The organism is Streptomyces sp. NBC_00690, assembly GCF_036226685.1.
GTDB lineage: Bacteria > Actinomycetota > Actinomycetes > Streptomycetales > Streptomycetaceae > Streptomyces.
The window spans coordinates 128,979-154,392 of record NZ_CP109009.1; the positions used below are offsets into that span (position 1 = coordinate 128,979).

Genomic DNA, 25,414 nt, shown 5'->3' on the forward strand with positions numbered 1-25,414 from the left:
AGTCCTGCTGCTATCACGCTGTCGCCCTTTCCCGTGTGACCGGCTTTCCCGGCCTCTGAGTACTACGGCGACTCCGCCACGACCTGGCGTCATCAGCGGGCATTGCGCCTGCCCGCCGCCCGGCCGGCTGCCGGACGGGGAGGGCGATGCCAGGTCGTTTCCCACGTTCACTGAGAATCTTTGCGACGGCTTCGGTGCTCGGCTTTACCCCGGCAGCATCGCCACGGACCGCATATCGCAGGATTGGTCCGGGCCTCCCGACGTGCCACGAGCTAAGGACGTCGGGAGAGGAGAGGCCACCGGATAGAGCACTCTCCAGCACTGCGGCGCGATCCATCCACCAGATTTGGCAGACCGCTGACGACTCACGGGGCTTCAACCACCGATTCAGTTTCCTTGCACCCATTCCGTCTTCGCTTGCGGGCACGAACCGTCTGGTGGTGTCGGTCCGCCCCTACGTTGTCGAGGCCGCTTCCAGCTCCACCCCCAACCCAGGGCTCCGCCTGCCTCCAGCTTCAACCGGTCACTGCGATGACCAGCGGCGGGTTCTCCCTCCCGCTCGATTCCTCAGCGCCTCGTGGCGCACACCCCGTGTCGTCGACGATCAGTACTCCAGCGGGGTCCCCGAGTCTCTCGGCGACGTATTCCTGCAGGTCATCGCGTACCTCGTCGGGATCCCAGCAGGCCCGGCTCAACAGGTGCTGCAAACCTGCGGGAGTGCGGAAACCGGCATGTTCGGCCAGCTGCCAGCTGTTCTTGCGGCCCACCGGGCCGATCAGGCCATGCACATAGGCGCGCATCCGCCGCCGCAGATCCACCCGACCGAACCGGTGGCCGACCCCCACGAGTACTTCTTCCAACTCCGCGGACCAGACATCAGGCTGCACATCGTCTTTCACGATAGGCACAACTGCCTGCCGCACGCGAGGTCACGAACTCCCGCAACCTGACGGAACGTCAGCCGAGTAGACTCAAGAACACGGCTCTGACCAGCAGCGATAGCGAACTGCAACTGGAGTACTAGCTCGGCGATCGGATCGGAGGCCGCGTGCAGATCGCGTGTCTCGAACGCCGCGGTGTCCATGACGGTGGGGCGCCGGTCCCGCGCCCGCGCAATGTTGATCGTCCTGTTCTTCACCACGCGCTACGCATACGCCTGCGGAACCGGCTGGCTAAGCACCTGAAGCCAGTCGAGAGCGAGTTGCTCGAAGGCGAGGTCGACGGCCTCTTCGGCATCAGCCCACGAACCGAGAAACAGCTCCGCCCACCGCACGTAGGGAGCCCGGTACAGCTGATGAAAGGCCCGGAAGTCGGACGGAAGGCCAGGAAGAGCAGGAAGAGCAGCGACGTGGCCGGAGAATTGAGGGATTTCCTCGGTCACTGAGCCCCGTCCTCCCGGGCAAGTTCGGCTGTCCCCAGCCGTACCCCGGCCGCGGCGAGCCACCGCAGCAAGGCGAAGGCGTCGGCACCGAACACCCTCCCCAGGACCAGCAGCACGGCCCAGTCCCAGCCGCCTACGACGTAATCGCTCACGGATCTGAGATCTCCCTCGCTTATAGACCAACAGCGCCGACCAGACCGGACCGGCGCCGGAGAGACTGCGCTCTCGAACTATAGAGCGCTCGGGATGCACCGTTCGTGCATCCACGAGCCGAACAAATATCACGCACTGCTACTATATGATCACCAATGCGCAGGCTTCGCAGCGATGAGTACCGCTTTGCTGTGCACCCCTTTCAGGCTGGGGCGGCCATGGGATTCCGCCCAGCGGCATCTCCCCCAGATTCAGCGTTTGGTCCGATCATCGGCGCCTATAGACCAGAATCACCGCCATGTCAGACACCTTCTGGGTCGCCCTCAGCTCGATCGGCAGCACAGCGGCGTTCGGTGTCCTTGCGTGGCAGGGATACCTCACACGGGCCTCGCTGAAAGTCAGCCAGCTCATGACCGCAGACGCGATACGCAGCCGGCTCGACTCTCAGGCCCCGAGCATCCATCTCAAGCTGAGGACTCCTCCGTGGGAACCTTTGGCCTGGAACAGCAGCGGGATGCCGTGCAATACGTGGCCGGTGGGCCATAAGTGGCACTTCCCTGCGGAACAGGATGGAAGCAACCGTCTCGTTTTGCAACAGGTTCTACTGATCTTTTCGTAAGTTCGGTGGGTGTGGTGGCGGTGTGGGTGGGAGGCTGTTGGGGTGGCGTATCAACCTGCCCCTTCGGTTGCCGGCTCCTCCCTTCCTCCTTTGTCGCGGCCTCAGTTGGCGGAGGCTCGTCGTGTTCGGGCAGTCGAGTTGTTCGAGGGCGGTGTCTCGAATGCGGAGATCGCGCGGGCGGTGGGGGTGTGTGCTGAGAGTGTGCGGCGTTGGCGGCGGGTGTGGGAGCAAGGCGGTGCTTCGGCCCTGCGGAGACGGGCAGCCACCGGACGCCCGCCCAAGCTGGATGACACTCAGGTCGAGATGGTCCGGGCCGCGCTGGAGCAAGGTGCCCGGGCTCATGGTTTCGAGGCCGATCTGTGGACCCTGGAACGAGTCGGCGTGGTTGTGGAACGGGTGACGGGGGTGGTGCTGTCGAGGGCGTCGGTGTGGCGGCTGCTGACCGGCCGGCTCGGATGGAGTCTGCAGCGGCCCGAGCGTCGGGCTGTCGAGCGGGACGAGTCTGAGATCGCCCGCTGGATCGCGCACGAGTGGCCGCGCATCAAAAAGGGGCCGTGAACACACGTGCCTGGATCGTCTTCCTCGACGAATCAGGAGTCTCCCTACTCCCTCAGATCCGCCGAACCTACTCGCCCCGAGGGCGGACTCCGCTCCTGCGGCACCGGCTGAACTGGAAGCGCGCGTCGATGGCCGGGGCCCTGGGCTACCACGCCACCGACCCCGGTCGAGGGGCGCGCCTGTGCTTCCACCTCAAGCCCGGCAGCTACGACACCACGGCCCTCATCGAGGTTCTGGAACAGATGAAGGTGTTCTACCGTGGTGAGCGGGTGGTCCTGGTCTGGGACGGCCTGTCCGCCCATTGGAGCCGGGCGATGCGGGCCTGGGTCGCCGAGCAGGACTGGCTCACCCTGGAGCGACTGCCCGCCTACGCTCCCGAGCTGAACCCGGTGGAGTTGTTGTGGTCCTCGCTCAAGAAGCGTGAACTCGCCAACCTCGCCGGCGACCACCTGGCCGATGTCGCCGATGCCACCGAGCAAGGCATCCGCCGCATCAACCACAACCCACAATTGCCATGGTCATTCCTCGCCCACACTGGCCTGACCATCCACCCACCACACCCACCGAACTTACGAAAAGATCAGTAGTGCTGGAGAACCTCAGCGACCGGCGCCTGGAAGCTCGCTTCGAGGGCGACCTGGTCATCGTCGACGACAACACCCGCCCCAGCGCCGCCGGCGTCATGGTCATCGAACCCAGCGACAGTAGTCCAGAGGTCTACCTGCAACGTGATTTCACCATCAAGCAACTCTCGGAGAACTTCCTAGCGAGGGAAGCCAACGAGGAACTGCCCCACAAGGTGCTCGGCACGGTGATGGTGGCAGACGACCGCGACAACGGCAGCACGGATCGCTGGGACCTGACCCTGACAGGCTGTCCAGTCGTACCCGTACCCGACCATGACGGACTATGGATGATCGCACCCTGGCACATATCCGAAGGCTCGGGGCTGCGCACCCTGGAGCACACCTTGCTGCCACCGCGGCAGCGAATCCACTGGGTCTCACGTGCCAGACAAATGCAACTCCCAGCACCCGACGGCACCTAGCAGAGCCCCGGGCCGCATGCCGTGCCCATGGTCAGGTTCGAATCCGGTGTTTACGAACTTGCCTGCGGACATGCCTGATCTCACGTCTTTGCGAACAGGTGCAGCAAGGCCCCAGCAGTCTTCTTCCGCTGAGGCATTGCTGCGTGGTGCCGAGTGCTACGCGACGGCATGCAATCCACCGGTACCGGGCTTGGGGGGCTCGACCTGGTACTTGGGAATCAAGATGGGCGGCGGCCCACCCTGCGCCAGTTGATGGCTCATCTCAGCGGTGAGTTCATCCGCGCTGGTGTAACCAGCGATGGCCGGGTTCAGCGCGTAGCTGTGCCCACGCCCCTTCCCTGATCGAAGGACCAAGCCCCGCTGCACCAGCAAACCCATCGCCCTGCTCATCGACGAAGGACCCACCTGAAGGATGTCGTCGATCTCAGCCTGGTTCATGTGCACCTCGCCGCCCGACTCCGAGCGATCGACCATCACCGAGAGGGCCTTCGTCGCGGTCGGCGTCAGGTCCAGCTTGTACGGCATGCCCATCAGCGCAGTAGTCGTGATCAACATGGGTGGAAACCTCCGGTCAACCAATCTCGGCTCGGGTGAACAGGGCCAGATCCCCACCGAGTTCGTCAGGGAACTGCGACTTCAAATCTTGGTCACGCAATCTGGCGCGTCAGGAGCAGCAGGACCTCCAGCTCCAGCAGACCGTCGAGGGTGTCCGTTACGACGGCAGCAGCAGGGTGCGGGTGAGAGGGCGTGGGTCTGGGAGGATCCCCGCGACGCTGAACACGCCTCTCTCACGAGCCAGCACGCAGACTTCTCATCAAGTGTGCTGCCGCTATACGTAGCCCATGTCCTGCCACCAGGAGATTCATCTCCCTACCGGTCGGACATCTCAGTGAGAATTTACCTGGGCGACGAAGCGAGAGTCAGCCCAACGGGGCCTGATACGCGTTGTGCGTGTCAAGCCCCGGGCTCTACTGCGGTGTTCGCCCCTCTACAGTCCAGGAGGTCCGGGAGGTCCGGGAGGTCCAGGCGGGCCGGTCGGGCCAGTCGGGCCAGTCGGGCCGATTTCACCGTCAAGGCCGTTGGCTCCAGGCGGACCAGAGTCGCCGACCGGACCAGGCGGGCCGGTCGGGCCAGCGGGACCCTGCGCACCATCAAGACCGTTAGCTCCAGGCGGGCCGGTCGGGCCAGTCGGGCCGATTTCACCGTCGAGACCGTTGGCTCCAGGCGGACCAGCCGGACCAGCCGGACCCGGCGCACCATCAAGGCCATTGGTTCCCGCCGGACCAGCCGGACCAGCCGGACCCGGCGCACCATCAAGGCCATTGGTTCCCGCCGGACCAGCCGGACCCGGCGCACCATCAGCTCCCGGCGGGCCAGCGGGACCGGGCGGGCACGACTGGCATGGCTTGGGTGGCGGCTTGGGAAACTCCTGCCCGGCTCCCCAGGAGGAGACCAGGCTGCGGAGGAAGTCGGAGTTGCGTGCCCCGGGTGCGCCGTCGGCTTCGGCGGCGGCAGACTCGATGCCCTTCTCTGCCATGGAACGAACTACGCTGCTGTCAATCTGGTGAGAGCTGTACTCCCCAGTGTCGGCAACGGCCCAGTTCGCGTCGGCCAGTACGAGGCCGCCCATGGCGGCCGCTACAGCGGCAGCCTTGTAAATCAAATCGATTCCTCCTCGGTGGAGAGCGGTCCGCAGCGAACCGCATTGATGTTGATATCCCAGCAACTGCAGACGGTCGTTGCGGCACGCCTCAATTCGCTCACCTGAGCTGAAGGCTGGTCTTTCTGGAGTAATTGCGACGACGCTGGGCGGGGAAATCGGATGCGGCACATGGCGGGTCCTGCAAGCTGGAATTTCCGGAAGTGAACCTCGGCGAGGCGGGAATCGATGACGACTCAGGACATCATGAAGAAGGCAGACATCGTGGCGCAGAAGACAGAACCGGCAGCGGACCGGTCGCCCGTGTGCGGGGATGCTCTGTGGCGGCTACCCGTGACCGTGTGCCGGATCACCGACTTCCTCGGCCCGGAGGTATCCCAGACCCTGCTCGATCGCGTCACGGCTCTGGGTGTCGGCAGCCTTCAACCCTCGACGGTGCGCAGCACCCGGGACGTGGACACCCGCATTCGCCGTTCACGGACCAACCACAGTTTCGAGGCGGCGGAATTGCTGTCGGCGATCGAGGAGGTAAGGGAGGTGGTCGAGCACACGCTCGGCCTCTCCTGTGAGAACACGGTTCCCCTCTACGGTCTGAACGTACACAACGACGGCGACTTCTACGGCCCGCATCAGGACTGCACACATGACTTTCAACCGGATCGTGTGCTGACTTTCGTGTACTACCTCAACCGGTCGCCCCGGCCTTTCCAGGGTGGTGACTTGCGGGTGTACGACATCTCCCTTCCGGTGAGCAGCGAAGGGAAAGCGACCTGGGAAAGCCGCACCTGGCGGGACTACGAACCCCAGCACGACAGCATTGTGTTCTTCCGGCCCTCGGCCTGGCACGAGGTGCGGCCGGTGAGCTGCCCGAGCAAGCAACACGAGGACAGCCGCTTCGCCATCAACGGCTGGATGACCAGACTGCCGGCCGAATAACCCCACACAGCGACATCCTGCATCCATCGGAACAGTGAGAGGCTGTCTCCCACTTCCCGCGGGGAGACAGCCATGCCGCGACAAACCCGACCGGGCACAGCTCGCCGCACCCGCCGAGCTCGGGATGGAGTGGGCGCGGTAGCGAGGCAGCCCGCAAGGCCCGGACGAGGGGCCGTACGGCGGGGATTCCCGCGTCGCTGAACAGGCTTTTTTCACGAGGCAGTACGCAGATTTCTCAGCAAGCGCGCTACCGCGGCGCGTAAATCGTGCTCTGCCACCAGGAGATTCACCCCCTACCACTCAGGCATCCCAGCGAGAATCCACCCGGGCAACGAAGCAAGAGTCAGCAGCTCGGTGCGTTCGCCACCATCACCAAGCAGCGGCTGGAGCGGCTCACCGACCACCAGCGGACCGTTCTCCGGGAGCAGGAGCGAATGGGCGTGACACCGCCCGCAGCCGGTCGTTGAACCCGACGGTCAAGCGAAGTGCACCGCCAGGCCCCGGGCAGCAAACGCCCGGGGCCTCGTGCTGCTCGTTCCTGAGCTGCAACGCACTCGGCCAGATCTCCGATGCGCCCGGTTTCTGTAGGTCAGGCGTGCGACGCGAGGGGCCGTCGCACCAGTGTGTTGCAGCCGACACAGGCCCAGTCGACCTGTGTCGGCGAAGCAGGGACGGGCGTCAGCGAAATTGGGACAACGCCACTTTGTGACAGCGAACATGGGACGTCGCAGGTCAGTGGTCCTCAGCATCCAGGTCAGAGGCAGCCGGCGACGAACCAGCGGGCGGGGAGCTCGACCGGTGAGCCGTCCGGGCGGGTCTCGCTCATGGCGAGGGCAGTGGCGCCCTCGCCGAGGACGGTGAGCCCCGCTGCCCGCAGCAGGGCGGCGACTTCGCCCTCAGCGACTTCGCCGGGGCGCAGGTCGTGTTCCTTGACACGGCGCAGTTTGAGGGAGGGGCCGCCGGGCTGAGCAGCGACGGCGGCGATGACCGCCTTGGCCTGACCGGTCGGCTCCAGGATCAGGGCCCTACCGTGCGCGCCGACAAGCTGGGCGACGGCGGCGGCTACCGCGGGGCGGTCCTCGGGGTCGCTCTGGTGCAGTACGGCGCGCATGTAGATGTTGGTGTCGCCGAGGCGCTCGTGCAGCGCGCCGGTCTGCATCGGGTCGGCGAGGTTGAGCTGCTCGTACGTCGCGGCTCCGCTCGGATCGGTCCGGCGGGCGTGGGCGATGGCGGCGGCGGAGAGGTCGACGCCAACGGCGAGGGTGAAGCAGGTGGCGAGAAAGCGGGTCTGGGTGCCGTTGCCGCACCCGAGGTCGGCGACCGGCAGGCAGTGGTCGGCGTACGGGGTGAGGTGCTCGACGTCGCGCCGCGCTGTCAGGGCCGGATCCGCGTCCCAGAAGGGTTCGCCCTGCTCGCCGGAACTCTGCTCCCAGAAGCCTTCCCACGCGGTGCGGTAGCGGTCGGATACGGTCATGGAGTCTCCTCGCGGTGTGCGGGCGGATCGGTGTGCGGGAGTCCGGTGTCCCTGATGGCTATCCGACGGACGCCTCACCCAGCCTCCGAGCCACCGGGGAAGGAGTCCCATCCCAGGCGCCGGTGCCGAGGGCGAGCACGGCCGACAGCCTGGCATACCCAGCCACCAGGCAACCGCCCCAGTGTGCCGCCCTCGACGCGCTCCTGCCCCCCCTGCACACGAAGTGAACCGGCCGGTCCCGCCGACAGAACCCGGCGGGACCAGGTCGCGGCCAGCGCACCAGCAGCCGCCCGGCGGCACTTCCCAGAAACCCGGCGCAAAGCCGGCAACACCATATGAGACCCGATCCTCGATCGAGGAGTTCGCCGGGCGCACTGTGCCGCGCATCGCCTGCCCCGGACCTCTTTCAGCCCACCGACCCGCCCGTGCGGGGACACCGCACGTCGCCCGCTACTGGGTGCCCCATGCACTCCCCCACGCCGTGAACTACATGGCAGCCGGGGAGGGTTCGATAGGGCGGTCCAGCAGCGTGTTGAGGGCTCGTACGAGGCGGGCACGGTTCCGGGCGCAGCGGGTGGTGCCCTTGAGAGGTACGGCAGGCGGCCGTCAGCTGAGGGGAGGACGACTTCGGCGGCAAAGCCGACGCCTTCACCACGGACACTCCGTACGTCGGCGACGGCCTCGATGACACGATCTCCTCGCTCGTGGTCCGCCCGCACGACGCCGACCACTCGGTCCAGCGTTTGTCCTGCCCCGGCCAGAGGGCCGCCGCGTCTCTGCCCCTCTCCTGTTCCCCGCGGGCTCCGAGGCGAGTGCGCCCCGCGCGCGCGTCATTCGTGCGCGGCAGCCTGTTACGCCCTCGGACCGGGCCTGCGGCTGGGCAGGCTTTTGCGTATGCGGCTCTGTCCAGGTCGGAGCCGGGCGGAGGATCGGGCGGGTACATGCGACGGGTGATCAACAGGTTCGGGCCACTGACCGGATCAGTGGTGCGGGCAGCAGTCTCGGGGATGGTCATCGCGGGTGCCCTGACCGCGGGATGGGGCCGGCATCCGCCGGAACAGTGCCCGCAGATCCGGCGGTGCTCACGGAGCGGTCGCCCTCCGGGCAGTTGCTGTCTGGCCCGCCGTCCACGCGGATCATCGGCGAAACCATCGCACCGGACGGCGCCTCCCCCTACACGGCACGCGCGGTGAGTCCGGCTGCACCGATGGCCGGGAGTGTGGCGTTCCGGTCACCGGTACGGCCAGGCGGGGTGGAAGAGGAAGGTGTCGTTGCGTCCCCCTGAGCCGGGGGTGTTGCAGGGTTGGGTCAGGATGTCGGTGCCGTCGCCGGTGGCGGCGTTGTGTACGTGGAAGCAGAGTCGGGGTTGCCCTTCCAGTCGAGGGTGTTGATGGCCTCGCCCTGCCAGGGGTGGTAGGCCGTGAACTGCAACTGCTGGCTGTGGTTGTGGATACAGCCCCACTGGGTCACGGACACCGCCGTCTCGGACCAGGGGTCGCGGGTAAGGCACTTCCCGGCGAATGTCCGGATGAAATTGGTGTCGGCGTTGGCGTACTTGCCGACGGTGAAGCGCTGGGAGGGGCTGCCGTTGCAGGTGTTCTGCACCAGCACCGCCCCGTTGGCCGCGGAGGCGTTGGCGATGTCCAGGCACTTGCCCGAGTGCGCCACGGTCACCGTGTAGGTACCGGGTGCAGGAGCGGCCTGGGCCAGGGCGGCGGACAGGGTCAGAGCCAGCCCGATGCAGGGTCGCGAGAAGACGCTTGCGCATGAGGGACCTTCCAGCAGAAAGGGCGCGGGGACGGTCCGGAACCGGGACGGTACGAGGGTGGCAGCCGGTTCCCCGTACCGCCCCGGGCCGGGCGGCCGCGGTGAGTGGCCTGCCGGGTGGCGGGCCGGAGTTCAGGAGGGCCTGCGGTCGTGCCTGAGGTGCCCTGCCTCTGCCGGCCTGCGTGAGCTTCGGGCCGAAAGCGGCTCAGTGGTCATCAGGCAAGGCTGGTGACGATGGGCACGATGACGGGTAGCAGGTGCTCGATGACGGCGATGACGTCGTCCACCCAGTTCATGGTGGTCATAGCGTCCAGTCCTCTCTTGTGTGACAGTCCTACGGGTAGAGGCAGCATCTCGCCGCAGTGGGGCCGGGTCGGTCGTTCCCTGTCCAAACCCCACCCGTGGGTGAACGCGGCGAGCGAGCGCCCGAGCGGGAGAGCCCGCCTGCGGTTCGAAGACAGAGTTCACCGCCTGCCGGACCCGGCCGATACCGGCTCCCGCAGCTGGATCCACCTCCTCCACCCCCAGGATCGCCCGTGCGGGTGGTTTGAACCGCACAACAGACCCGCCGAACCGGGGTGATGAGCAGACTGTCCCTCCATATCACCAGAGTTCGGAAAGGCAGGACAGTTTATGAACTGGGTCGACCAGCTCATCACCGTGATCGATGCCCTCGGACCGCTCGTCGGACCGCTCGTCAACGCGCTCACCGCCGGCTGAGGCCGACGATGCGGACCACTACTGGGCATCACGCGACCAGCGCCCTCCACCTCCGTACAAGGGCCCGCGCCAAGGTGCCACGCCCGTTCCCGTCACCCCTCACAAGAGAGAACTCACTCCCATGATCATCGACGACATCATCGCCATCGACGAAAGACATCCTGACCCTGATCCACGGCAGCTGACCCAGCCGATCCCCTTGCCCGTGCCGGGACCCGCGCCGCGCACCGCCGACGGGCGACACCGTCACCCGCCGGCAGCACCGAAGGCGCCGGTCCCCGCGAGGGCGATCGTGGTGTGCGGTGCCTTGGCGGGCCTTGGCCGTACACCCGGTTTGGGATCCGGAAGAGGCGTTCCGCGCCACGGCCCCGCACGAGCACCGCCCAGCATGCCTCACCCCAACTCGGCGCAGGACGCGAGCCGCCCGCCGTGATGAGGACCGTCTCCCCTGTCCGGCCTCGCTGCCAAGGAGTTTCCGCTGTGATGACCTCTCCGCCCCGGATGCCGGCGGTCCGTCGCGCCGTGGTCCTGACGACCGCGGCCGCCGCTCTCCTCACCGGTGTGATCACCACGGCCGAGGCCGCGGCATGGGCCTCTGTCAGCGGTTGCGCCACCGGCGAAGTCTGCACCTCGGCGCCCCGGAGCAACCTCAACCAGTCCGGTCTGACCATCCACGCGAGCTACAACTGCTGGACCCTCGACTGCGACATCTCACTCGGCGCCTCTGCTCGGGCAGGTGCGCTCTCCACTGTCATCGACTGAGCCGGCCCGGGTGCGACCGGGGCCGAGTGCACCCGGACCGGCTCGGTCAACGGGGCCGGCCGTACCGATTTCCACGGACACGGCATCCGGGGCAGTGCTCCCGTCCCGCCGCACCAGAGCATGATCCCGTCCCCCGGCCCACGGCGCGGCAGCCGGAGGCGGCCAAGAGGCGGCGGCCAGAAGGTTCCGGGCGCGGTCAGTGTCGCGGAAGGTGGGCTCCGTCCGAGCGGTCTTGGTACCGGGTTTGTACCCGGCTCCGCCTAGTGTCACCGCGAAGATGCGCAAGCCGGTGAGAGGAGCCGGGTTGGTGTGAGAGGCCCGCCGCGACGGGCGGCGGGGAGCGGCTTCGACGGCAGGTGGCTCGGAGGTCGGACGCGGGAACACGTTGCGCAGCCGGCGGCGAACACGAGACCGGCCCGGTGCACGATCTGCCACCCTGCTGCCCACTCTCACCGTGGCCGGAGCGTGGAGAAGGAACCGGGTTCAGGTCGCGGCGATGAAAGTCCAGCCGGGCTCGAAGGATGGCGACGGGCTGAGGGCTATCAGGGTGCCGGATGCGGCGGGGATGGCGTCGACGGGTTCATGTTCGAGGATGCGCAGGCGGGTGCCGGTCGAGCCGGTGGGGTGCGGCTGGGCGGGCCTGGCCGGGCCGAAGGTGCTGCCGGCGAAACCGGGGAAGCCCATGGCCCACAACTGCCGGCGCCCTGCGGCTGCTGGTACTCCGCGCGGGGCTGCTGGGCGATCGTGCCGTCCGGCTGGACGGCCAGGGCCAGGCCGCTGCGGACGTTGAAGATGCGGAAGAACGTGTACTTGGTTCCGTGATGGTCGACTTCGAAGCGCCACCGCTGGTGCGCGCCGTTGTTGCGGGTATGGATGATCGGGGCGGTGCCGGGTGCGGTGGACGTGCACGGCATGTCCCACACCAGCCTGGGCCGGGACGCCAGCGCGATGTACAGCTCGCCGTCCGGGGCCTGGTGCGTCTCGTTGCTGTCGCGGAACTGTGCCATGTACTCTCCCCAACTTCCCTACGGTCCCGCCCACCGGAGGCGGGACAGTCCCCGGTCCCCGCCCGGGCCAGACGCAGACGATGCCCGCCACACGGTAGGGACCCCGCCCGGATGCTGCCCAGAACACCAATCCGGCCACCCGCCCACGCCGGCGGCGGGAACGCAGCCGCAGTGCGGGGGTGCTATTCCGTTTCCTCACCACCCCGGTGGAGCCGGTCCGTTGGCCGGTCCAAGCCGCCCGCACGGGCGAACCGGAGTCGGAACGGAGGCCATACCGGGCGGCGGCGCGCTGGCGGCCCGAGCCCGCGGACGGAGAATCCCGCCCTACCGCCATGGGCCGCAGCGCGCACGGACGGTCAGGCAGCGTTCCAGTGGTGCGCGCCTGTGCCCCGCCACTCCACCCAGCCAAGGTCTTCGCGGATCGGTTCCGGGCCGGTGACGCCCGGCAGTGTGTGGCGCACAAGCCGTCCATGCCGCAGGGGCGGCTGTCCTGCCTGCGGGTGGTTTATCCGCGGGATGTGACCTGCTTGTACCCGTTCGCCGCGTTCCGTGATCGCGCTGGTGCATAGGGTCCCCGGGTTGATCGACTGAGAAGGAGTCTCATGCTCAACCGCAAGCTGGTCCTGGTCGCTGCCGTCGTCCCGTTCGCCGCCTCACTGGCGCTGGGACCGGGCGCCCAGGCCGCTCCGCAACATGGCACCGCCACCTTCACCACGCCGGGAAGTGTCCAGCAGTGGACGGTGCCCAACGGCGTCTCCACCCTGACTATCGACCTGTGGGGTGCCGGTGGCGGCGGATCCGGAGGCACCGGCGGCGCGGGCGGCGGCGGTGGCGGCGGAGCCGGCGGCCAGGACGCCACCGGCCTGGGCCACGGTGGTACCGGTGGAGGCGGAGGCAGCGGCGCTGCCGGTGGAGGCGGTGGCGCCGGTGTCCACATCACCTGCACCGTTCCGGTTCACCCCGGCATGCCGCTGCGGATCGCCGTCGGCAAGGGCGGTGCCGGTACCGCGGGCACTGCCGGCACCCCGGGCGGTAAGGGCGGCGAATACGGTCTGCTCTCCGGAAGCGGCGGCAACAGCGGCACCGACGCCAAGACCCGCACCGCTGACGGTGGCACAGGCGGGGACACCGTCGTCGATCTCGCCGGGGGCGGTCCCACCGTGGGCCCCGGAACCGGGCCCGTCCTCTCCCCCAGGTCCATCGCATCGGGCGGGTCCGGGGCCGAGGGCGCGGTGGGCGCCGCGGGCGGGGGCGAGTGGGGCGGCGGGGGCAAAGCCCTCGGGATCGGCGGAGGCCACGGAGCCGGCGGAAGTGTGAGCGGCTCCGGCGGTGGAGCCGGCTACGCCGGACTGGACCTGTCCTGCACGGGCACTCCTCCCCTTCCCGGGAAGGCACATGTCGCCCACGGCAAGAGCGGCGGTGCGGGTTCCGCCGGCAAGGCCGGCGACGCCGAAGCCGGTATCGGCGAGCTCGGCGGCAAGGGCGGAGCAGGCGGCACGGGTGGCCGGACCCCCGACAATCACGGCTACGGCCGCGGGGGCGACGGCGGTAACAGCGGGGCCGGTGGCGACGGCGGCCGGGGAGCCGACGTCTCCGGCGCGGAAGGTGCGGACGGCGACGACGGTGGAGACGGGACCGCCGGGAAGAACGGCGGCAACGGAGCCGTGATCATCACCTACTGACACACCGCGCGGGGACAATCATCACGCCGAGTCCACAGATGACACCTGACACCGGGCCCCGGGGCGTGATGCCCCAGGGGCCCGGTGGCATGTCCGGCCGGGTGTCAGTTCTGGTGGTCCGTGGGGTCGGTGAGCCAGTTGACGACGTCGGCATCGGTCATGACGATCGCCTGCGTCTCGTGAGCGCCGTCGTGCTGGATGACGTGGAATCGGCCCTGGTACGTGCTCTGCTGCGGGGGCGAGCCTGCGCCAGGTGTCGGCGGTGAACCGGGGCAGGATCACCGTGACGAACAGGTCGCGGACCTGAGCTCCGAGGCCACCGGCTGTGGTGCGCCCGTCGAGGATGACGTGGACGCGGGCAGCGCGCCCCGACCAGAAGGTGTCCTGGAGCGCGGTGACGGCCGGGGACGCGGTCGGGTCCCTCAGCCATGCCGGTCCCCTTCACCTCGCGCGGACCGCCCTCGGCCCCGCCGCGAAGGGTCCTACCCCCGGGCCGGCGCGGTGAAGGCCACGAAACGGGTGACCACCGCCTTCGCCCTTGAGTAGTTGCGGGGCAGCGGTCAGCGCCGAGAGTGATCTTGAGGCGGGCAGGGACTACCGCGTGCCTGCTTCGAGTTGGGCGAGGATGCGACTGGTCTCCGCAATTCGCACAGGTCGGGGATGTGGTTGTAGAGGGTGCCGGGGCTGACGCCGAGAAACGTGGCGATCGAGGTGATCGTGTGCTCGGGATTGGGGAGCATGACGCGGGCGGCCCCGGATGATGTCCGCGTTGACGACGCTGGGCCTGGCCGCTGGACGTTGCCGCAGGCGCGCGGCGGCCAGGCCCACGCGGGTGCCGGAGACAATCTGCCCGCGGATGAACTCGACGAGGGCGGCGACGACGACGTGGAAGACCAGTCGTCCGCCACCACGTGAACCTGCTCGGCCGGTACTCGTTCCCGCTGCCTGAGATGCCGGACGGCCTGCGACCTATGTGCGATCCCGCGCTGTGGACTCACCCGTTGCCGGTGGCACCACAGCACGGCATCGCGTGGAGAGCGCGGGTCAGGCGGTCCGGCGCCTCAGAGGTGGTCCGGGCCCCCGGTCCCGCCCAACGGCGGTATGCCCTCACCCGCCAGCCCGATGCCGGCCATGGGGTCCATGTCATCGTCCGTGCCCTCGCCCTCGACCTTGCCCTGGTCCACCCACTTCGAAAAGTCAGTCTTGATGTACGAGTTGCTCTCCTTGTTCTTCTGCAGCCGAGGCCAGTACTCCAGCCGCTCCTCCGCCTTCCGCAGGACGAAGTAGACGCTGCGGCTGGATATCTTCCTCGTCGACAGGTCCGGCACGATGCGGTCGTGGAACTCCAGAGAGAACGCGTAGTCGCTCACGGCGATGTTCTTGCCGGGATCCCCAGCGGTGGCGCTGAACGTCAGCGTGGTCCCGGTCAGCTCCACCTTGAGGGTGTCCTCCTGTACGTCCGGGACATTGACGGTCAGGAACACTACGTTCATCTCAGGACGCGTATCGCTGCTGCGCTGGGCCCACAGGACCTCGGGGTGGCGGGGGGTACTGGCCTCAGTCATCGTCGCTCTCGTCTCTCGCAGTTGCCGGGCGCGTGCGCCGGCCAGATGAAACCTGGCCATGCGGTGATCTTCGCAAACCCCCGGTCTCCGCATGACAGTTACCGCAAGCAGATGACAACCACCTCAACTAGTCACAAGGCACCGCCGTGCCACGCTATGGACACTCTGAGCCTGCTCCCTTCGACGGGACCGTCCGCGACGCCCTGGACAACGCACTCCAATCCCCGCGGATCCGACCTCAGCAGACCAACCACAAGCACGCGGACAGTTCGGATCCACCACCGAATCCGCTCAGCAGCCAGCCCCCGGACCACGGTGAGGTCCAGGCTGCTGCGGGCGGCGCGCCTGCCGGGGGGACCGCGCCGGGCGTGTGCGGGCTCTCCTGGTCCATGGGCACCGGCCCAGCAGGACGCGCCACCTGGGCATACGGCCCACCGATAGTCCCCGGTAAGCAGCACATCGTCTGGAAACGCATCGGCGGACACGACATCCTCACCGGCCCCTGACCGCTTTCGGGTCGGCTCTCCGCGCACGGGGGCGTGGTTAGGGACGACCACCCAGAGCAATCGACCTCAGATCCACCATGCGCCTGAGTCTTGGCGGATGTCGATGTACGGGGTGACGGCAGCGAGGACCAGGCACCGGAGTTCAGCCGGCTCCAGTGCCTCCACCTCCCACTGCACCAGGCGGGTCGAAGGCGTGGCAGCGAGCGAAGCCGGGCCAGCGCGGGTCACCATGCTTTCCCTCGGCCGGTGGCAGCTCGTACCGGTGGATCTGGTCGTGGGTCACGATTACTCGGCGGGCCTCGCTCCAGCGGCCTGCGGTGCGCCGGACCCAGTCCCGTTCGATCCCGGCGCGCCCGCGTCGTCATCACCATGCTCGCCACCGGCCGCGCCGACCACTACTACATCGACGTGCCCGGCCGGAACGGGACGTTCAGCGGAGCCATGGTCCAAGCCGACATCGCCAACAACCCCAAACAACTCACCGCCGTCCGAACCAAACTCAACACCTGGTGGGCGCAGCGGGAAGCCGAGGACGCGACGCTGGATGGCATCGCCCGCACCAGCGGACTGGACACCCGGCGGTGAGCGAGACAGCAGGTCCGGACCCCCGCAATCCGGCCCGTTGGCGTGGCCCCTGGCTCGGAACCCTCCTGTCCCAGAAGGAGCCACGGGAGTGGTCCGCGTGGGAACCGGCGACGGTCCCGGGCCTATCTCAGGCGGCCGCCGCCCTCATCCACGCCGAGCAGCAGGCTCTGGCAGAAGACCTACGAGCCCTCGCCGACCGCATACGGGCCGCCGAACGCCGCGAGGAAACCTCCGACGGCTTCAACGACGGAGTGCCTGGGCCCTCCTATGGATCGAGAACACCGCGCCCGGCACGCCAGCTTGGTCGGCTTGGCAATGACGAGGACGGCCCGTCCCTTCGCGAAGCTCTGTCCCTGAGGACGTTCTGGCCACTCGCCCAGATAGTTCTCCTTGTCGAAGGCAGGTGGCCGACCGCCCCGGCCTCGGCGCAGGCGTTGACTCCGGGTCACGACGCTCGGGGATCGTGGCTGCGATGCCCCGGCACCGCAAGTGACGGATCGCCCGGCTTGAATACGCCTTGTCGCCCAGCACCCGCCGCTCGGGATCGCGCTCGGAGGGCCCGTAGATACCCCACTGTCGGCCGGACCCGGTCCGGGTTTCGTACCACTAGACGCACACTTCACCACCCGCCCCGCGAAAACCGTGGTTTTCCACGATGCGGGGCGGGAGTCCGCTCCGACATGACCATGACACCGGTGTCAACCTCGCGGCGCTGGCCCCTGCCCGGATGCGGAACAAGGTTGTGATGCCATGGCAAGACCCTCAGTACGGACCGTTCACCGCCCAGGGGTGAGAGGAAGGATGTTGCGCGGCGCGGGTCGCCGAACTCCTCTCCCTGAGCCTCCTCGTGGGACTACTCCAAGTCCTTTTCCTACCGGCTACGACAGCGGTGGCCGCCGTCTCGGACCACGCCGTGGCCACCTGGAACACCCACGCCAAGGGCGCCAATCTGGATGCGGCCCGCGCCATCGTCACTCAGAAGAACCTGGCCCTGATGGCGTTGCAGGAAGTGCGGGACGATGTTCTTCCCGGCACCCCGGGGACCCCCATCATCGTGAACCGCATCAACCCCCACAGCCCGCCCGGAGCGAACCCGACCACCTCCACGGTCGATCAGTCCGCCTGGACCGTGAACGGGACCACCCTCTACCTCTACCGCATCAAGCACAGCGACCCAAGCTCTCAGTACCGCCAAAGCAAAGACCGGTCGATCGCGGTTATCTCCCGGCGGCAGATGGCCGCGGGGGACCTCCGTGTGGTGGTGCCCCGGAAGGACCGCAAGAACAAGCTGCCGTTCCTCGCCCTGGGCGTGAAGTATGTCGACGCCTGGTTCTACTCGATCCACGCCACCACCGAGGCACCCCGCAGGGACAACAACGCCGACCTGCTGATCGAGGACATCAGCCTGGCGCAGGAGAGCGCCACCGACCCCCACAAGAACAACTGGGCGGCCCTCGGGGACTTCAACCGCCTCCCCGTCAGCAAGGCGAATACGAGCCCGAACGAGAAGCCGCTGAAGGACAATCTCGCCCTGGACCCCGGCGAGCAGATCATCCACCAGACTTTGGTCACCTATAGGTCGAAGCGCGGCGCGGTGATCAGCAGCGCCCAACTCGACTACATGTTCGCCCAGGGCGCCACGACCGCGTACAAGGCCACCCGCCTCAACCAAGGGGGCAGCGATCACTATCCGGTCGCCTTCTCGACGACCAGCGTGACCCCAGGCGCCTGCTCGGTCCCGCCCGCCCCGGCCGCGGCCTCCGGGCCCAGGCCGAAATCGACCCCTGCCCGCTGCCCTCGTACGGGAACACCGCGGCCGACGCTCCCGGGAACGGCTGCCACCGCTCCGACATCGCCGAGATCCCCGGGGCCGACGTCGACGACATCCCCAGGGAACAGCGCTTCAACCTCGCCTGCTCCGGAGCCACGACCGACCATGTGATCGATCAGGGCTTCAAAAGGGAGCCGCCTCAACAGCCCGTGTCAGACGAAACCCGCAGGCCCGCGGAGCGCGACACACAGCGTTCCCGCCTGTTCATCCCCGACCTGGACTGAGTCCGTCCGTCCCGCTACGCGGCGGACGGCGACCGGGCGTCGTCGGCGAGCCTGATCAGCGCCAGCGCGGAGCGGTACTTCTCGGCGGAGTAGCCCAAGGGCCGGTCACCCGTCCTCTCAGTCTCCTCGTACAGCTTCCGCTGCGTCTCTGCGTAGGACCGGAGGACGGACCGGGCCCGGCCCGTCGTCACGTCCAGCGCGGCCGCCACCTCGTTCCAGGTGGCACCCCACCTCATAGCGTCGTGCACGAACCAGGAGCGGTCCCGGAAGAGCATGCGGTGAATGCTCTCACCCAGGGCGAGGACCGCGAGCGCGTCGTCCGCGGTGGCGCTCTCTCCGGGGTGGCAGCCGGAGGGCAGGTGCCGGTCCACCAGGCGGTGGTAGTGCGCGAAGTACTTCTCGGCCAGCCACGGCAGCAGGACCCCGTATCCCACGTCGTCCGGCCTGCGGATCACCCGGGCCCGCCACTCCTCGTGCGAGCGGGACGAGTCGACGGGGACGGCGGAGGGCCGCGACCGCGCCGGTTCCGAGGGGGCACGTGTCCCACCGGTCCGCGCGCCGGGCGCGGCCGTGTCCGGCGCCGGGACGCCATCACGGTAGGCCCTCCGCGTGGCGGACCAGGCCAGAAGGGCCACCACGACCAGCGCCCCCAGGTGCGCCCCGGCCCCCGCGAGCAAGAACCACCAGGGTGACCCGCCCCGGTCCGCCGCGTCGAGGCCGAGCCCCACGGACGCCACCAACGCCACGACCAGGCCGATCCACGGCAGCAGGACCATCGCCACCGCCCACGTCCTGACCGGCTGTTCGACGTTGACGCACACCCAGAGCGCGATCAGGTTGACCAGGAACCCGCACCCCGCGAGGACGGCTACCACGCCCAGGTAGAGCATCGGCCACTCCTCCGACGCGCAGGAACCACCGCTCGCTTGCTGCATGAGTGCGTTCATGGGCTCCCCACCGTCCGGTCCGCTCGACTACCACCCCCGACGGTACGAGGAGTTCGGCGCCCCGCCCTGAGCACTCGCACCCAGCCGGACCCGGCCCGCTACTCAACCGACCCGCCCGCGCGCCCCAGGACGGTCAGCGGTGATACCAAACAGAGTGGCCCACGTTCCACCGCTCCAGGGCCCGGGCCCACTCCACCTCGGCTCCAGACGCTCGATGCGCGTTCCGTCCTCGATGCGGACGTCGGCGTGCGACGAAGCAGCGTAGTACCAGTGGCGCTGGCTGACCGTAACCATGGTTCGGACGATGCCCGCCTGGTTCGGCATGGCCATGGCGGTCGATACGAAGGGCCCCGTCCCTGGCCCCGCCTCCGTCGGGGCCAGGGAACGTTCACGGCCGCCTCAACACCCCATGTCAGACGAAACCCGCAGGTCAACGGACGCTTCGACGTGCTGAGGAAGAGAAACACCTACTCAGCTTGTTCTCTTTTCTTTTGGCATCGAACGGTGTCCCGAACGCAGGTCACTCACCTGGGCATTCGCCGGACATGAGGGCGGCCTTCGTCTGATCCTGTGCTCCGTCACGAGGAGAACCAGTCGAAGGCCGTTGTCATGAGTGTGGTGTGCCCGGATGTCCGGCGGGAAGCGTTCGCGGAAGCATCACGCTTCCGAGCAGAGTTCTACGAGTGTCTGACCGCCCGGCGTGACGAAATGTTCGAACTGGCCGACGCGCTGTTGTGCGTCGACGGGCCGGTCACCTCGCCGGTGGACCTGACGATGGTGCCTGAGCACCGGCGTGGGCACGGCGCGTTGTACGGAGCTCTCAACCGGGGCCGGATCGACGTCGAGAGGCTGCGGACCCTGCTCGCCGGGCTGCCGTTGCCCCAGTTCGAGGGCGGGCGCCTGGTGCTGGCGGTCGACGTGTCGCCGTGGTTGCGCTCGGACGCGCCGTGCTCGGCAGACCGGCTGTTCTGCCACGTCTACGGCCGAGCGAAGTCCGCCTCCCAGTTCATCCCGGGCTGGCCGTACTCCTTCGTCGCCATCCTCGAACCGGGAGCCACCTCGTGGACGTCGATCCTGGACGTGGTCCGGCTCGGACCCGAAGACGATGCGACCCCCGTCACCGCCACCCAACTCCACGCCGTGGCCGAGCAGCTCATCTCAGCCGGCCAGTGGGCGCCCGGCGACCCGGACACCACGATCGTCATGGACGCGGGTTACGACGTCACCCGCCTGGCCTGGGTCCTGCGGGATCTTCCTGTCGAACTGGTCGGACGGATCCGCAGTGACCGGGTGATGCGGCTACCGAAGCCATCGCTCAAGGAGTACGCCCTGGCCTACCCCCCCCCCAGAGCGGGCGACCGCCGAAGCACGGCAAGGAGTTCCGCTTCGCCAAACCCGAGACCTGGCCCGAGGCGGCGATCACCACCGTCACCGACACCACCAACTACGGCAAAGCCGAAGCCCAAGCGAGGGACAGGGTCCACCCGAGCTTGACCCACCGCTCGGCCTGGCTGGAGCACGACGGGGAACTCCCCGTCGTCGACGGCACCTTGGTCCGGTTGAGGGTTGAGCATCTTTCCAAGGAACGGGAAGCACCGCCGGTCTGGCTATGGTCCTCCAAGACCGGCGTCGCCCGTGGAGATGGCGGCGGGATCACACTGTCGGCAAGGGCAAGGAGCAGTGCGAGGATTCCGGTAGCACTCGGATCTGCTCGACGGTCGAACTGCGGGAAGTGCGCAAGCCCGGCTCCAAGGCACCCGAGTCTGGCAAAGTGCCCAGCAGTGACACCCGGGCTATGACACCCCTGCCGATCGTCCCGTATTGCTCGACGACGGGACCGTCTGCCGACGGCACCTCCACCCGCACCCATGCCTGCCTAGGCTACCGGTACACCTACCGTGCCATCGAGATCTCCCCCAACCAACCGCCTCAGCTCAAGGGTGTGGCGGTCTTCGACATCCAGGCGCAGGTGCTGACCGACACCAAGTCCAAGGACATCAAGTTCTGGTCGAAGTGGATTCCGCAGCCGCTGCTGCCAGCCGAACCGCCGATCGTGGGCAGCATCAAGGTGAAGTTCGAACCCACCTGTGACTTCGGGTGCACCAGCACCCCCGCGCACAACTGGGACGGGCCTATGACCTGGAACGGCTCCTACCCCACCGACCCGCACGACCAGACCGGTACCGCGATGGTGACGTGGAACAGTGCCCTTGACAACTTCGAGACCAAGGGCCCGCACGATCAGGACCGGCAGCGCTCCTTCCCGATCGACTTCTACATGCAGATCGATACCAGCTTGAACGGTGTCAAGCGGCAAGCCGTCAAGTTTGGGAATGGGACGTTCTCAGCCCGCTGTGACGTGGCGTTGATCAACAATATGCCGCCCGGGTGCGTGTTCCCGGCCTTCAACCCCGGCTGGGTCATCGATCCGGCCACCTACCCGGCCGCGGCCGTACATGCCACGCTCCTAACCTCCAAGCTGCCGGGAGCCGTAGGCCATGACTTCAGCAATCCGCTGCACTACCTGCCGATGACCAAGAAGGGCAAGCCGCAGCGCAACCGCTTCGACCGGAGCGACCAGCAGAACCGCAGTGTGGTCTGCGGTCGATCGCGCGCGACGGGCTTCGTCGCGCACGACAAGACCGCTCAATTCGACTATCTGTTGACGCCCAAGCCAACCAATCCCACACCGAAGGACAAGCGCTCATGTGACGAGTACGCCTTCAACGCCACATACCAGTCGGGTGGAATGCCCAAGACACCCAACGGCAACCCCAACCCGTTCCTCGTCAGCCATGGTGAGGAGTGTGTGCAGACCTACGAGGCCGAGACCTCCGCCGGCAAACTGCGCCTCCGTGACGACGGGCGATACCCCGAACCCGATTGGACGACGGTCAAGTGCGGGCAGTCGTCAATGTCGCTGGAGGTCAATTCGGGGGCAATGCGTCTGTTCAGCGGGTTCTCGGCCGCGAATCGACTGTTGGACGCCGACGGCTACTACGTCTCGACGGGCCTGACCGCCGCCGGATGTAACTTCCTCGCGGCGACGGTCATCTGCGATGCGTGGGCCAACGGCTTCCCCGTGCCCAGCCCGTCGGCGGTAAAGCTCAGCCCGCCGCGCCGCTGACACCGCCGGAAGTGGCAACCCGATAGGGGTCGCCCCGCCTGTTGCAGGATCGACTCCTTCAACAGGCGGGGCTCCTTGACCCCACCATCAGTCCACTGCCGACTGCTCCTCAGCCGCCTCGGTCAGATACCCGGTCAGGGTGCTGCCATCGTCGTAGAGGTGGGAGAAGTCCTGCCGGTTCCACGACCCGGTCAGCCCCGTCACGGCGTCGATGAACGTCCCGGCGAACGGGTCGTCGGGCTCATCGGCGGTAAACGGAATCCACGTCGTCTCCCAGACGTCCGGGTGATTCAACAGGTCGTAGGCGTCCAGGGCCTGGCGCACTCCGAGCAGCACTTCACCCTCGGGCGTCAACGGTCCAACAGGCCCGCCACACCGCCGCCACAACCTACGCAAGTCGGCGGGGAGGTCGAACCCGAGCCTGGTCTCTGCCTCGGCAATCAGCTCGTCCGACGCGCCGGGGGGCACTGCGCCAGCAGGCAGGCAGGCAGGCAGGTGGAGTCTCAGCCAGGACTCAACACGATCCCAGGCCGCGCCTACATCGTTGCTCATATGTCTCATGGTAGGGGCAGGCAGAGATGCTGAGTGGGGTGCCCCCATTGATCCGAAACGCTTTGGGTGCAGGTTTGTTGACGGTGTGTGAGTGATCTGGTGGGGGATGCGCAGACCTGGTCGCCGGACGCGCGGGAGGCTGTGCGGTTGCTGGCGGTGTCCGCGCTGGTGGAGGGCCGGGGCCGGGTGGAGGTCGCTTTGTTCAGCGTGCCGGACAGGGCGGTGGGCAACCGGTGGGCGAGGTGGCAGACGGGTGGCCGCGACGCACTATCTGCCGCCTGCCCCGCATGACAACACCCTTCCCGGTCCCCCGCCCCCGCTGCTACGAGGTCGTACTGCGCACTCTGATCAGCCACACGGTCCGCGACGTCTGTGAAGGCGCCTTCACCGAACTGGCCTGGCACCGCGACCGCCGCGTGAACCTCGGCGCCCTGCACCGCCGGCTCCTCGCCGACGTGCTCGCCATCGGCACCTCCTACCCGCTCGTTCGTGGTCACCGGCGGCCACGCCGTCCAGGCTCACGGCTTGGTCGAGCGGCTCAGCCAAAACCTTGACGTCGCGACCGAGAACCCCGCGTCCATGGCCGACAGTACGAGCACCGTCGCCGAGGGTCTCAGCGGCCGAGGTTGGCACGTCCGCCTCATCGCCGCGGACCCGCTTTCGGGACGCCGCGTAGCCACGGATCCGGCCACAGGCGGCGGAGTGCGAGGTCGACATCCTCAAGAGAGACATCCTAGGCGCCCCCGACCTCCACCAAGATCGGCCCGGTGCTCTCCCTCGCCGACGTCATCAGCACCAAAGTCCGCGCACTGTTTGACCGCGGCGCGGTACGCGACCTCATCGACGTCCACGTGGCCTCCCGGCACCGCACCACCGCCGGCCTTAAAGCCCTCGACCGCCGCCACGCACGAATCGAGTTCGACCTCCACGACCTCCACGACCTGCGCGACAGACTCAACGGCGCCGAACGGTATGAGGATGAAGAGTTCACCGCCTACGGCCTCACCTCCGAAGAGACCACCGACCTTCGTACATGGGCCCTCACCTGGGCCGCCGACCTCGACTCCCGCCTCCATCGCAACAGCTACGACGGTTAACCAACGACGCAGGCACAAGCTGCTAGGTGTACTGGTTGATCTGATCTTTACCTTTGCGGCGAAACGAGTGGTTGTTGACCTCTCCGTCGGTTCGTGGGGTTTGGTGCGCTGGCTGTGTGCACGTCATAGCGTTGACATGGCCTTGAGCTCCAGCAGATGAAGCAGGAGGGGAGCCGGCCCGCAGGGGCCGACTCCCCTTTCCCCGGGTGTGGTCAGCCGGTCAGGGGCCGCCACCGGTCTTCCCCGGCGGGGTCGATGCTGCTGAGCCACACCAGCGCCCCGTCGATCAGGCCGGGCTTGTCCCGCGTGGCCAGATTCGGCGCCTCCAGCATGTCGGCGGCTTCCTCCAGATAGGTGACCAGGGTGTCCAGTTCCTTCTCCGGTCCCGCGCCGTAGCGGGACCACTGACCCAGACAGCCGGTCTCGGCGTCCAGATACAGGCCCGAAGTACTGTCGGACGGGCCCAGGGCGACGAAGGGAATCCAGACGGCCTTCCACACGGTGATCCGCTCGTCTGGGGAACGATCGGCGTTGAGGGTGTCGTGATGGGCCTGGTCGTCTGTCTTCAGCCGGTGGACGGCGGCCACCGCGTCCAGATTCATCAGGGCCATGTTGCCCGGCAGACAGCCCCAGCCGTTGCCCCCCTCGTCGCCGGCTGTCAGCAGCCACAGGGCACGCAGCCCGACAGGCACTCGAAAGCCGAGGGTCCGTTCCAAGGAGGCGATGGCCTCTGCCCCGGCGCCGGGGCAGAGCGCGGCGTAGGAGTCGGGGGCGTTGTGCTGGAGCCAGTGGGTGACGCGATGCCAGGCGTCGGCGATCTCGCGTACGGTGACGGCCTCGACGTCAGCGCCGACAGGCCGCCCCTCCGCCCGCCTCTGGCCCGGCTCCTCACTCGCGGCGGGCGGGGCAGCCGGGGGGATGACCGGGTTCACGTACCGGATCTCGATACGGTCCGGTTCACGGAGATACCCAACGGCCAGAGCCGGGCAGTCCTCGAACGTATCTCCGTCGATCATCACCGTGAGGACACCGGGCAGTCCCGAAGGCTCACCCATAGCCGGATCCTCGGCTAACTGGCCAGCCAGAACCTTCAGTGCATAGGGGACACCAGCCCCGAGCTCGGTGGAGGTGCCACGTATGAGCGCAGGGATCTCGACGTTCACAACCTGAAACTCCTCGCCAGTGGGATACAGGACGATGCCCCTCCCACGGT

22 protein-coding genes and 4 pseudogenes are annotated in these 25,414 nt (G+C 67.8%); 13 read left to right on the forward strand and 13 right to left on the reverse strand.

The features are described from left to right. Window positions 1-572: 572 nt before the first annotated feature. From OID54_RS00590 to OID54_RS00600, 3 genes and pseudogenes are all read right to left on the reverse strand, one after another. A pseudogene (locus OID54_RS00590) lies at window positions 573-887 on the reverse strand (transposase); the annotation flags it as partial. 257 nt (window positions 888-1,144) lie between these two features. Next, window positions 1,145-1,381 carry a hypothetical protein gene (locus OID54_RS00595; protein WP_329012245.1) on the reverse strand — a complete coding sequence of 79 codons (237 nt, stop codon included), beginning with the start codon at window positions 1,379-1,381 and terminating at the stop codon, window positions 1,145-1,147. Next, window positions 1,378-1,533 carry a hypothetical protein gene (locus OID54_RS00600; protein WP_329012248.1) on the reverse strand — a complete coding sequence of 52 codons (156 nt, stop codon included), beginning with the start codon at window positions 1,531-1,533 and terminating at the stop codon, window positions 1,378-1,380. Before OID54_RS00600 ends, OID54_RS00595 begins: the two co-directional genes overlap by 4 nt. Before the next feature lie 662 nt (window positions 1,534-2,195). On the opposite strand from OID54_RS00600, the gene OID54_RS00605 reads away from it, so the two are divergent. The 3 genes from OID54_RS00605 to OID54_RS00615 are packed head-to-tail and all read left to right on the forward strand — an operon-like array spanning window position 2,196 to window position 3,759. Next, window positions 2,196-2,711: a winged helix-turn-helix domain-containing protein gene (locus tag OID54_RS00605; RefSeq protein WP_329012250.1), complete on the forward strand. Its 516-nt coding sequence runs from the start codon at window positions 2,196-2,198 to the stop codon at window positions 2,709-2,711. Next, window positions 2,708-3,298 (forward strand): transposase, encoded by a 591-nt coding sequence (locus OID54_RS00610; RefSeq protein ID WP_329012253.1) that lies wholly within the window; start codon window positions 2,708-2,710, stop codon window positions 3,296-3,298. The genes OID54_RS00605 and OID54_RS00610 overlap by 4 nt, the downstream gene beginning before the upstream one ends. Further along, window positions 3,298-3,759: a hypothetical protein gene (locus tag OID54_RS00615; protein ID WP_329012256.1), complete on the forward strand. Its 462-nt coding sequence runs from the start codon at window positions 3,298-3,300 to the stop codon at window positions 3,757-3,759. The genes OID54_RS00610 and OID54_RS00615 overlap by 1 nt, the downstream gene beginning before the upstream one ends. A gap of 156 nt (window positions 3,760-3,915) precedes the next feature. Here the strand turns inward: OID54_RS00615 and OID54_RS00620 are convergent, their stop codons facing one another. Next, the gene (locus OID54_RS00620; protein ID WP_329012259.1) at window positions 3,916-4,314 is read right to left on the reverse strand and encodes a hypothetical protein; all 399 of its coding nucleotides are present in this window, start codon (window positions 4,312-4,314) and stop codon (window positions 3,916-3,918) included. Between the two features lie 1,333 nt (window positions 4,315-5,647). On the opposite strand from OID54_RS00620, the gene OID54_RS00625 reads away from it, so the two are divergent. Further along, window positions 5,648-6,355 carry a 2OG-Fe(II) oxygenase gene (locus OID54_RS00625; RefSeq protein ID WP_329012262.1) on the forward strand — a complete coding sequence of 236 codons (708 nt, stop codon included), beginning with the start codon at window positions 5,648-5,650 and terminating at the stop codon, window positions 6,353-6,355. Window positions 6,356-7,109: 754 nt separating this feature from the next. On the opposite strand, the gene OID54_RS00630 is transcribed toward OID54_RS00625, so the two are convergent. Together OID54_RS00630 and OID54_RS00635 are read right to left on the reverse strand one after the other, a co-directional pair. Continuing rightward, on the reverse strand, window positions 7,110-7,829 hold the full coding sequence (locus OID54_RS00630; RefSeq protein ID WP_329012265.1) for a class I SAM-dependent methyltransferase: 720 nt from the start codon (window positions 7,827-7,829) through the stop codon (window positions 7,110-7,112). Window positions 7,830-9,137: 1,308 nt separating this feature from the next. Next, window positions 9,138-9,614 (reverse strand): RICIN domain-containing protein, encoded by a 477-nt coding sequence (locus OID54_RS00635; protein WP_329027188.1) that lies wholly within the window; start codon window positions 9,612-9,614, stop codon window positions 9,138-9,140. A 1,185-nt stretch (window positions 9,615-10,799) separates the two neighbouring features. Here OID54_RS00635 and OID54_RS00640 point away from each other — a divergent pair. Next, window positions 10,800-11,078: a hypothetical protein gene (locus OID54_RS00640; protein ID WP_329012268.1), complete on the forward strand. Its 279-nt coding sequence runs from the start codon at window positions 10,800-10,802 to the stop codon at window positions 11,076-11,078. Window positions 11,079-11,620: 542 nt separating this feature from the next. Here the strand turns inward: OID54_RS00640 and OID54_RS00645 are convergent. Continuing rightward, window positions 11,621-12,085 carry an RICIN domain-containing protein gene (locus OID54_RS00645; protein WP_329012271.1) on the reverse strand — a complete coding sequence of 155 codons (465 nt, stop codon included), beginning with the start codon at window positions 12,083-12,085 and terminating at the stop codon, window positions 11,621-11,623. A 602-nt stretch (window positions 12,086-12,687) separates the two neighbouring features. Here OID54_RS00645 and OID54_RS00650 point away from each other — a divergent pair. Both OID54_RS00650 and OID54_RS00655 read left to right on the forward strand, forming a co-directional pair. After that, on the forward strand, window positions 12,688-13,767 hold the full coding sequence (locus tag OID54_RS00650; protein WP_329012274.1) for a hypothetical protein: 1,080 nt from the start codon (window positions 12,688-12,690) through the stop codon (window positions 13,765-13,767). 699 nt (window positions 13,768-14,466) lie between these two features. Next, the gene (locus OID54_RS00655) at window positions 14,467-14,682 is read left to right on the forward strand and encodes a hypothetical protein (RefSeq protein ID WP_329012277.1); all 216 of its coding nucleotides are present in this window, start codon (window positions 14,467-14,469) and stop codon (window positions 14,680-14,682) included. A 146-nt stretch (window positions 14,683-14,828) separates the two neighbouring features. On the opposite strand, the gene OID54_RS00660 is transcribed toward OID54_RS00655, so the two are convergent. Continuing rightward, the gene (locus tag OID54_RS00660) at window positions 14,829-15,332 is read right to left on the reverse strand and encodes a p23/wos2 family protein (RefSeq protein ID WP_329012280.1); all 504 of its coding nucleotides are present in this window, start codon (window positions 15,330-15,332) and stop codon (window positions 14,829-14,831) included. A 146-nt stretch (window positions 15,333-15,478) separates the two neighbouring features. On the opposite strand from OID54_RS00660, the gene OID54_RS00665 reads away from it, so the two are divergent. Next, complete coding sequence (locus tag OID54_RS00665) at window positions 15,479-15,838, forward strand: hypothetical protein (RefSeq protein WP_329012283.1); 360 nt, start codon at window positions 15,479-15,481, stop codon at window positions 15,836-15,838. A 66-nt stretch (window positions 15,839-15,904) separates the two neighbouring features. Here the strand turns inward: OID54_RS00665 and OID54_RS00670 are convergent, their stop codons facing one another. Further along, complete coding sequence (locus OID54_RS00670; protein WP_329012286.1) at window positions 15,905-16,069, reverse strand: hypothetical protein; 165 nt, start codon at window positions 16,067-16,069, stop codon at window positions 15,905-15,907. 138 nt (window positions 16,070-16,207) lie between these two features. On the opposite strand from OID54_RS00670, the gene OID54_RS00675 reads away from it, so the two are divergent. Next, a complete protein-coding gene (locus OID54_RS00675; protein WP_329012288.1) occupies window positions 16,208-16,423 on the forward strand; it encodes a hypothetical protein in 216 nt (71 codons plus the stop codon). Window positions 16,424-16,803: 380 nt separating this feature from the next. On the opposite strand, the pseudogene OID54_RS00680 reads toward OID54_RS00675, so the two are convergent. Continuing rightward, window positions 16,804-16,966 (reverse strand): annotated as a pseudogene (locus OID54_RS00680) (IS5/IS1182 family transposase); the annotation flags it as partial. Window positions 16,967-17,312: 346 nt separating this feature from the next. Here OID54_RS00680 and OID54_RS00685 point away from each other — a divergent pair. Next, complete coding sequence (locus tag OID54_RS00685; RefSeq protein ID WP_329012291.1) at window positions 17,313-18,365, forward strand: endonuclease/exonuclease/phosphatase family protein; 1,053 nt, start codon at window positions 17,313-17,315, stop codon at window positions 18,363-18,365. 127 nt (window positions 18,366-18,492) lie between these two features. Here OID54_RS00685 and OID54_RS00690 read toward each other — a convergent pair whose 3' ends face one another. Beyond that, entirely contained in the window at window positions 18,493-19,425 is a 933-nt protein-coding gene (locus OID54_RS00690; protein ID WP_329012293.1) for a hypothetical protein, read from the reverse strand. A 609-nt stretch (window positions 19,426-20,034) separates the two neighbouring features. Between OID54_RS00690 and OID54_RS00695 the strand changes: the two are divergent. Together OID54_RS00695 and OID54_RS00700 are read left to right on the forward strand one after the other, a co-directional pair. Beyond that, a pseudogene (locus OID54_RS00695) lies at window positions 20,035-21,059 on the forward strand (transposase); the annotation flags it as partial. 161 nt (window positions 21,060-21,220) lie between these two features. After that, the gene (locus OID54_RS00700) at window positions 21,221-22,552 is read left to right on the forward strand and encodes a hypothetical protein (protein ID WP_329012295.1); all 1,332 of its coding nucleotides are present in this window, start codon (window positions 21,221-21,223) and stop codon (window positions 22,550-22,552) included. Window positions 22,553-22,639: 87 nt separating this feature from the next. On the opposite strand, the gene OID54_RS00705 is transcribed toward OID54_RS00700, so the two are convergent. After that, window positions 22,640-23,104, reverse strand: a complete 465-nt coding sequence (locus OID54_RS00705; RefSeq protein ID WP_329012298.1) for an SMI1/KNR4 family protein — start codon at window positions 23,102-23,104, stop codon at window positions 22,640-22,642. A gap of 416 nt (window positions 23,105-23,520) precedes the next feature. Here OID54_RS00705 and OID54_RS00710 point away from each other — a divergent pair. Further along, window positions 23,521-24,201: pseudogene (locus OID54_RS00710) on the forward strand (nucleotidyl transferase AbiEii/AbiGii toxin family protein). A gap of 212 nt (window positions 24,202-24,413) precedes the next feature. On the opposite strand, the gene OID54_RS00715 reads toward OID54_RS00710, so the two are convergent. Continuing rightward, a complete protein-coding gene (locus OID54_RS00715; protein ID WP_329012301.1) occupies window positions 24,414-25,256 on the reverse strand; it encodes a hypothetical protein in 843 nt (280 codons plus the stop codon). Between the last annotated feature and the right edge of the window lie 158 nt (window positions 25,257-25,414).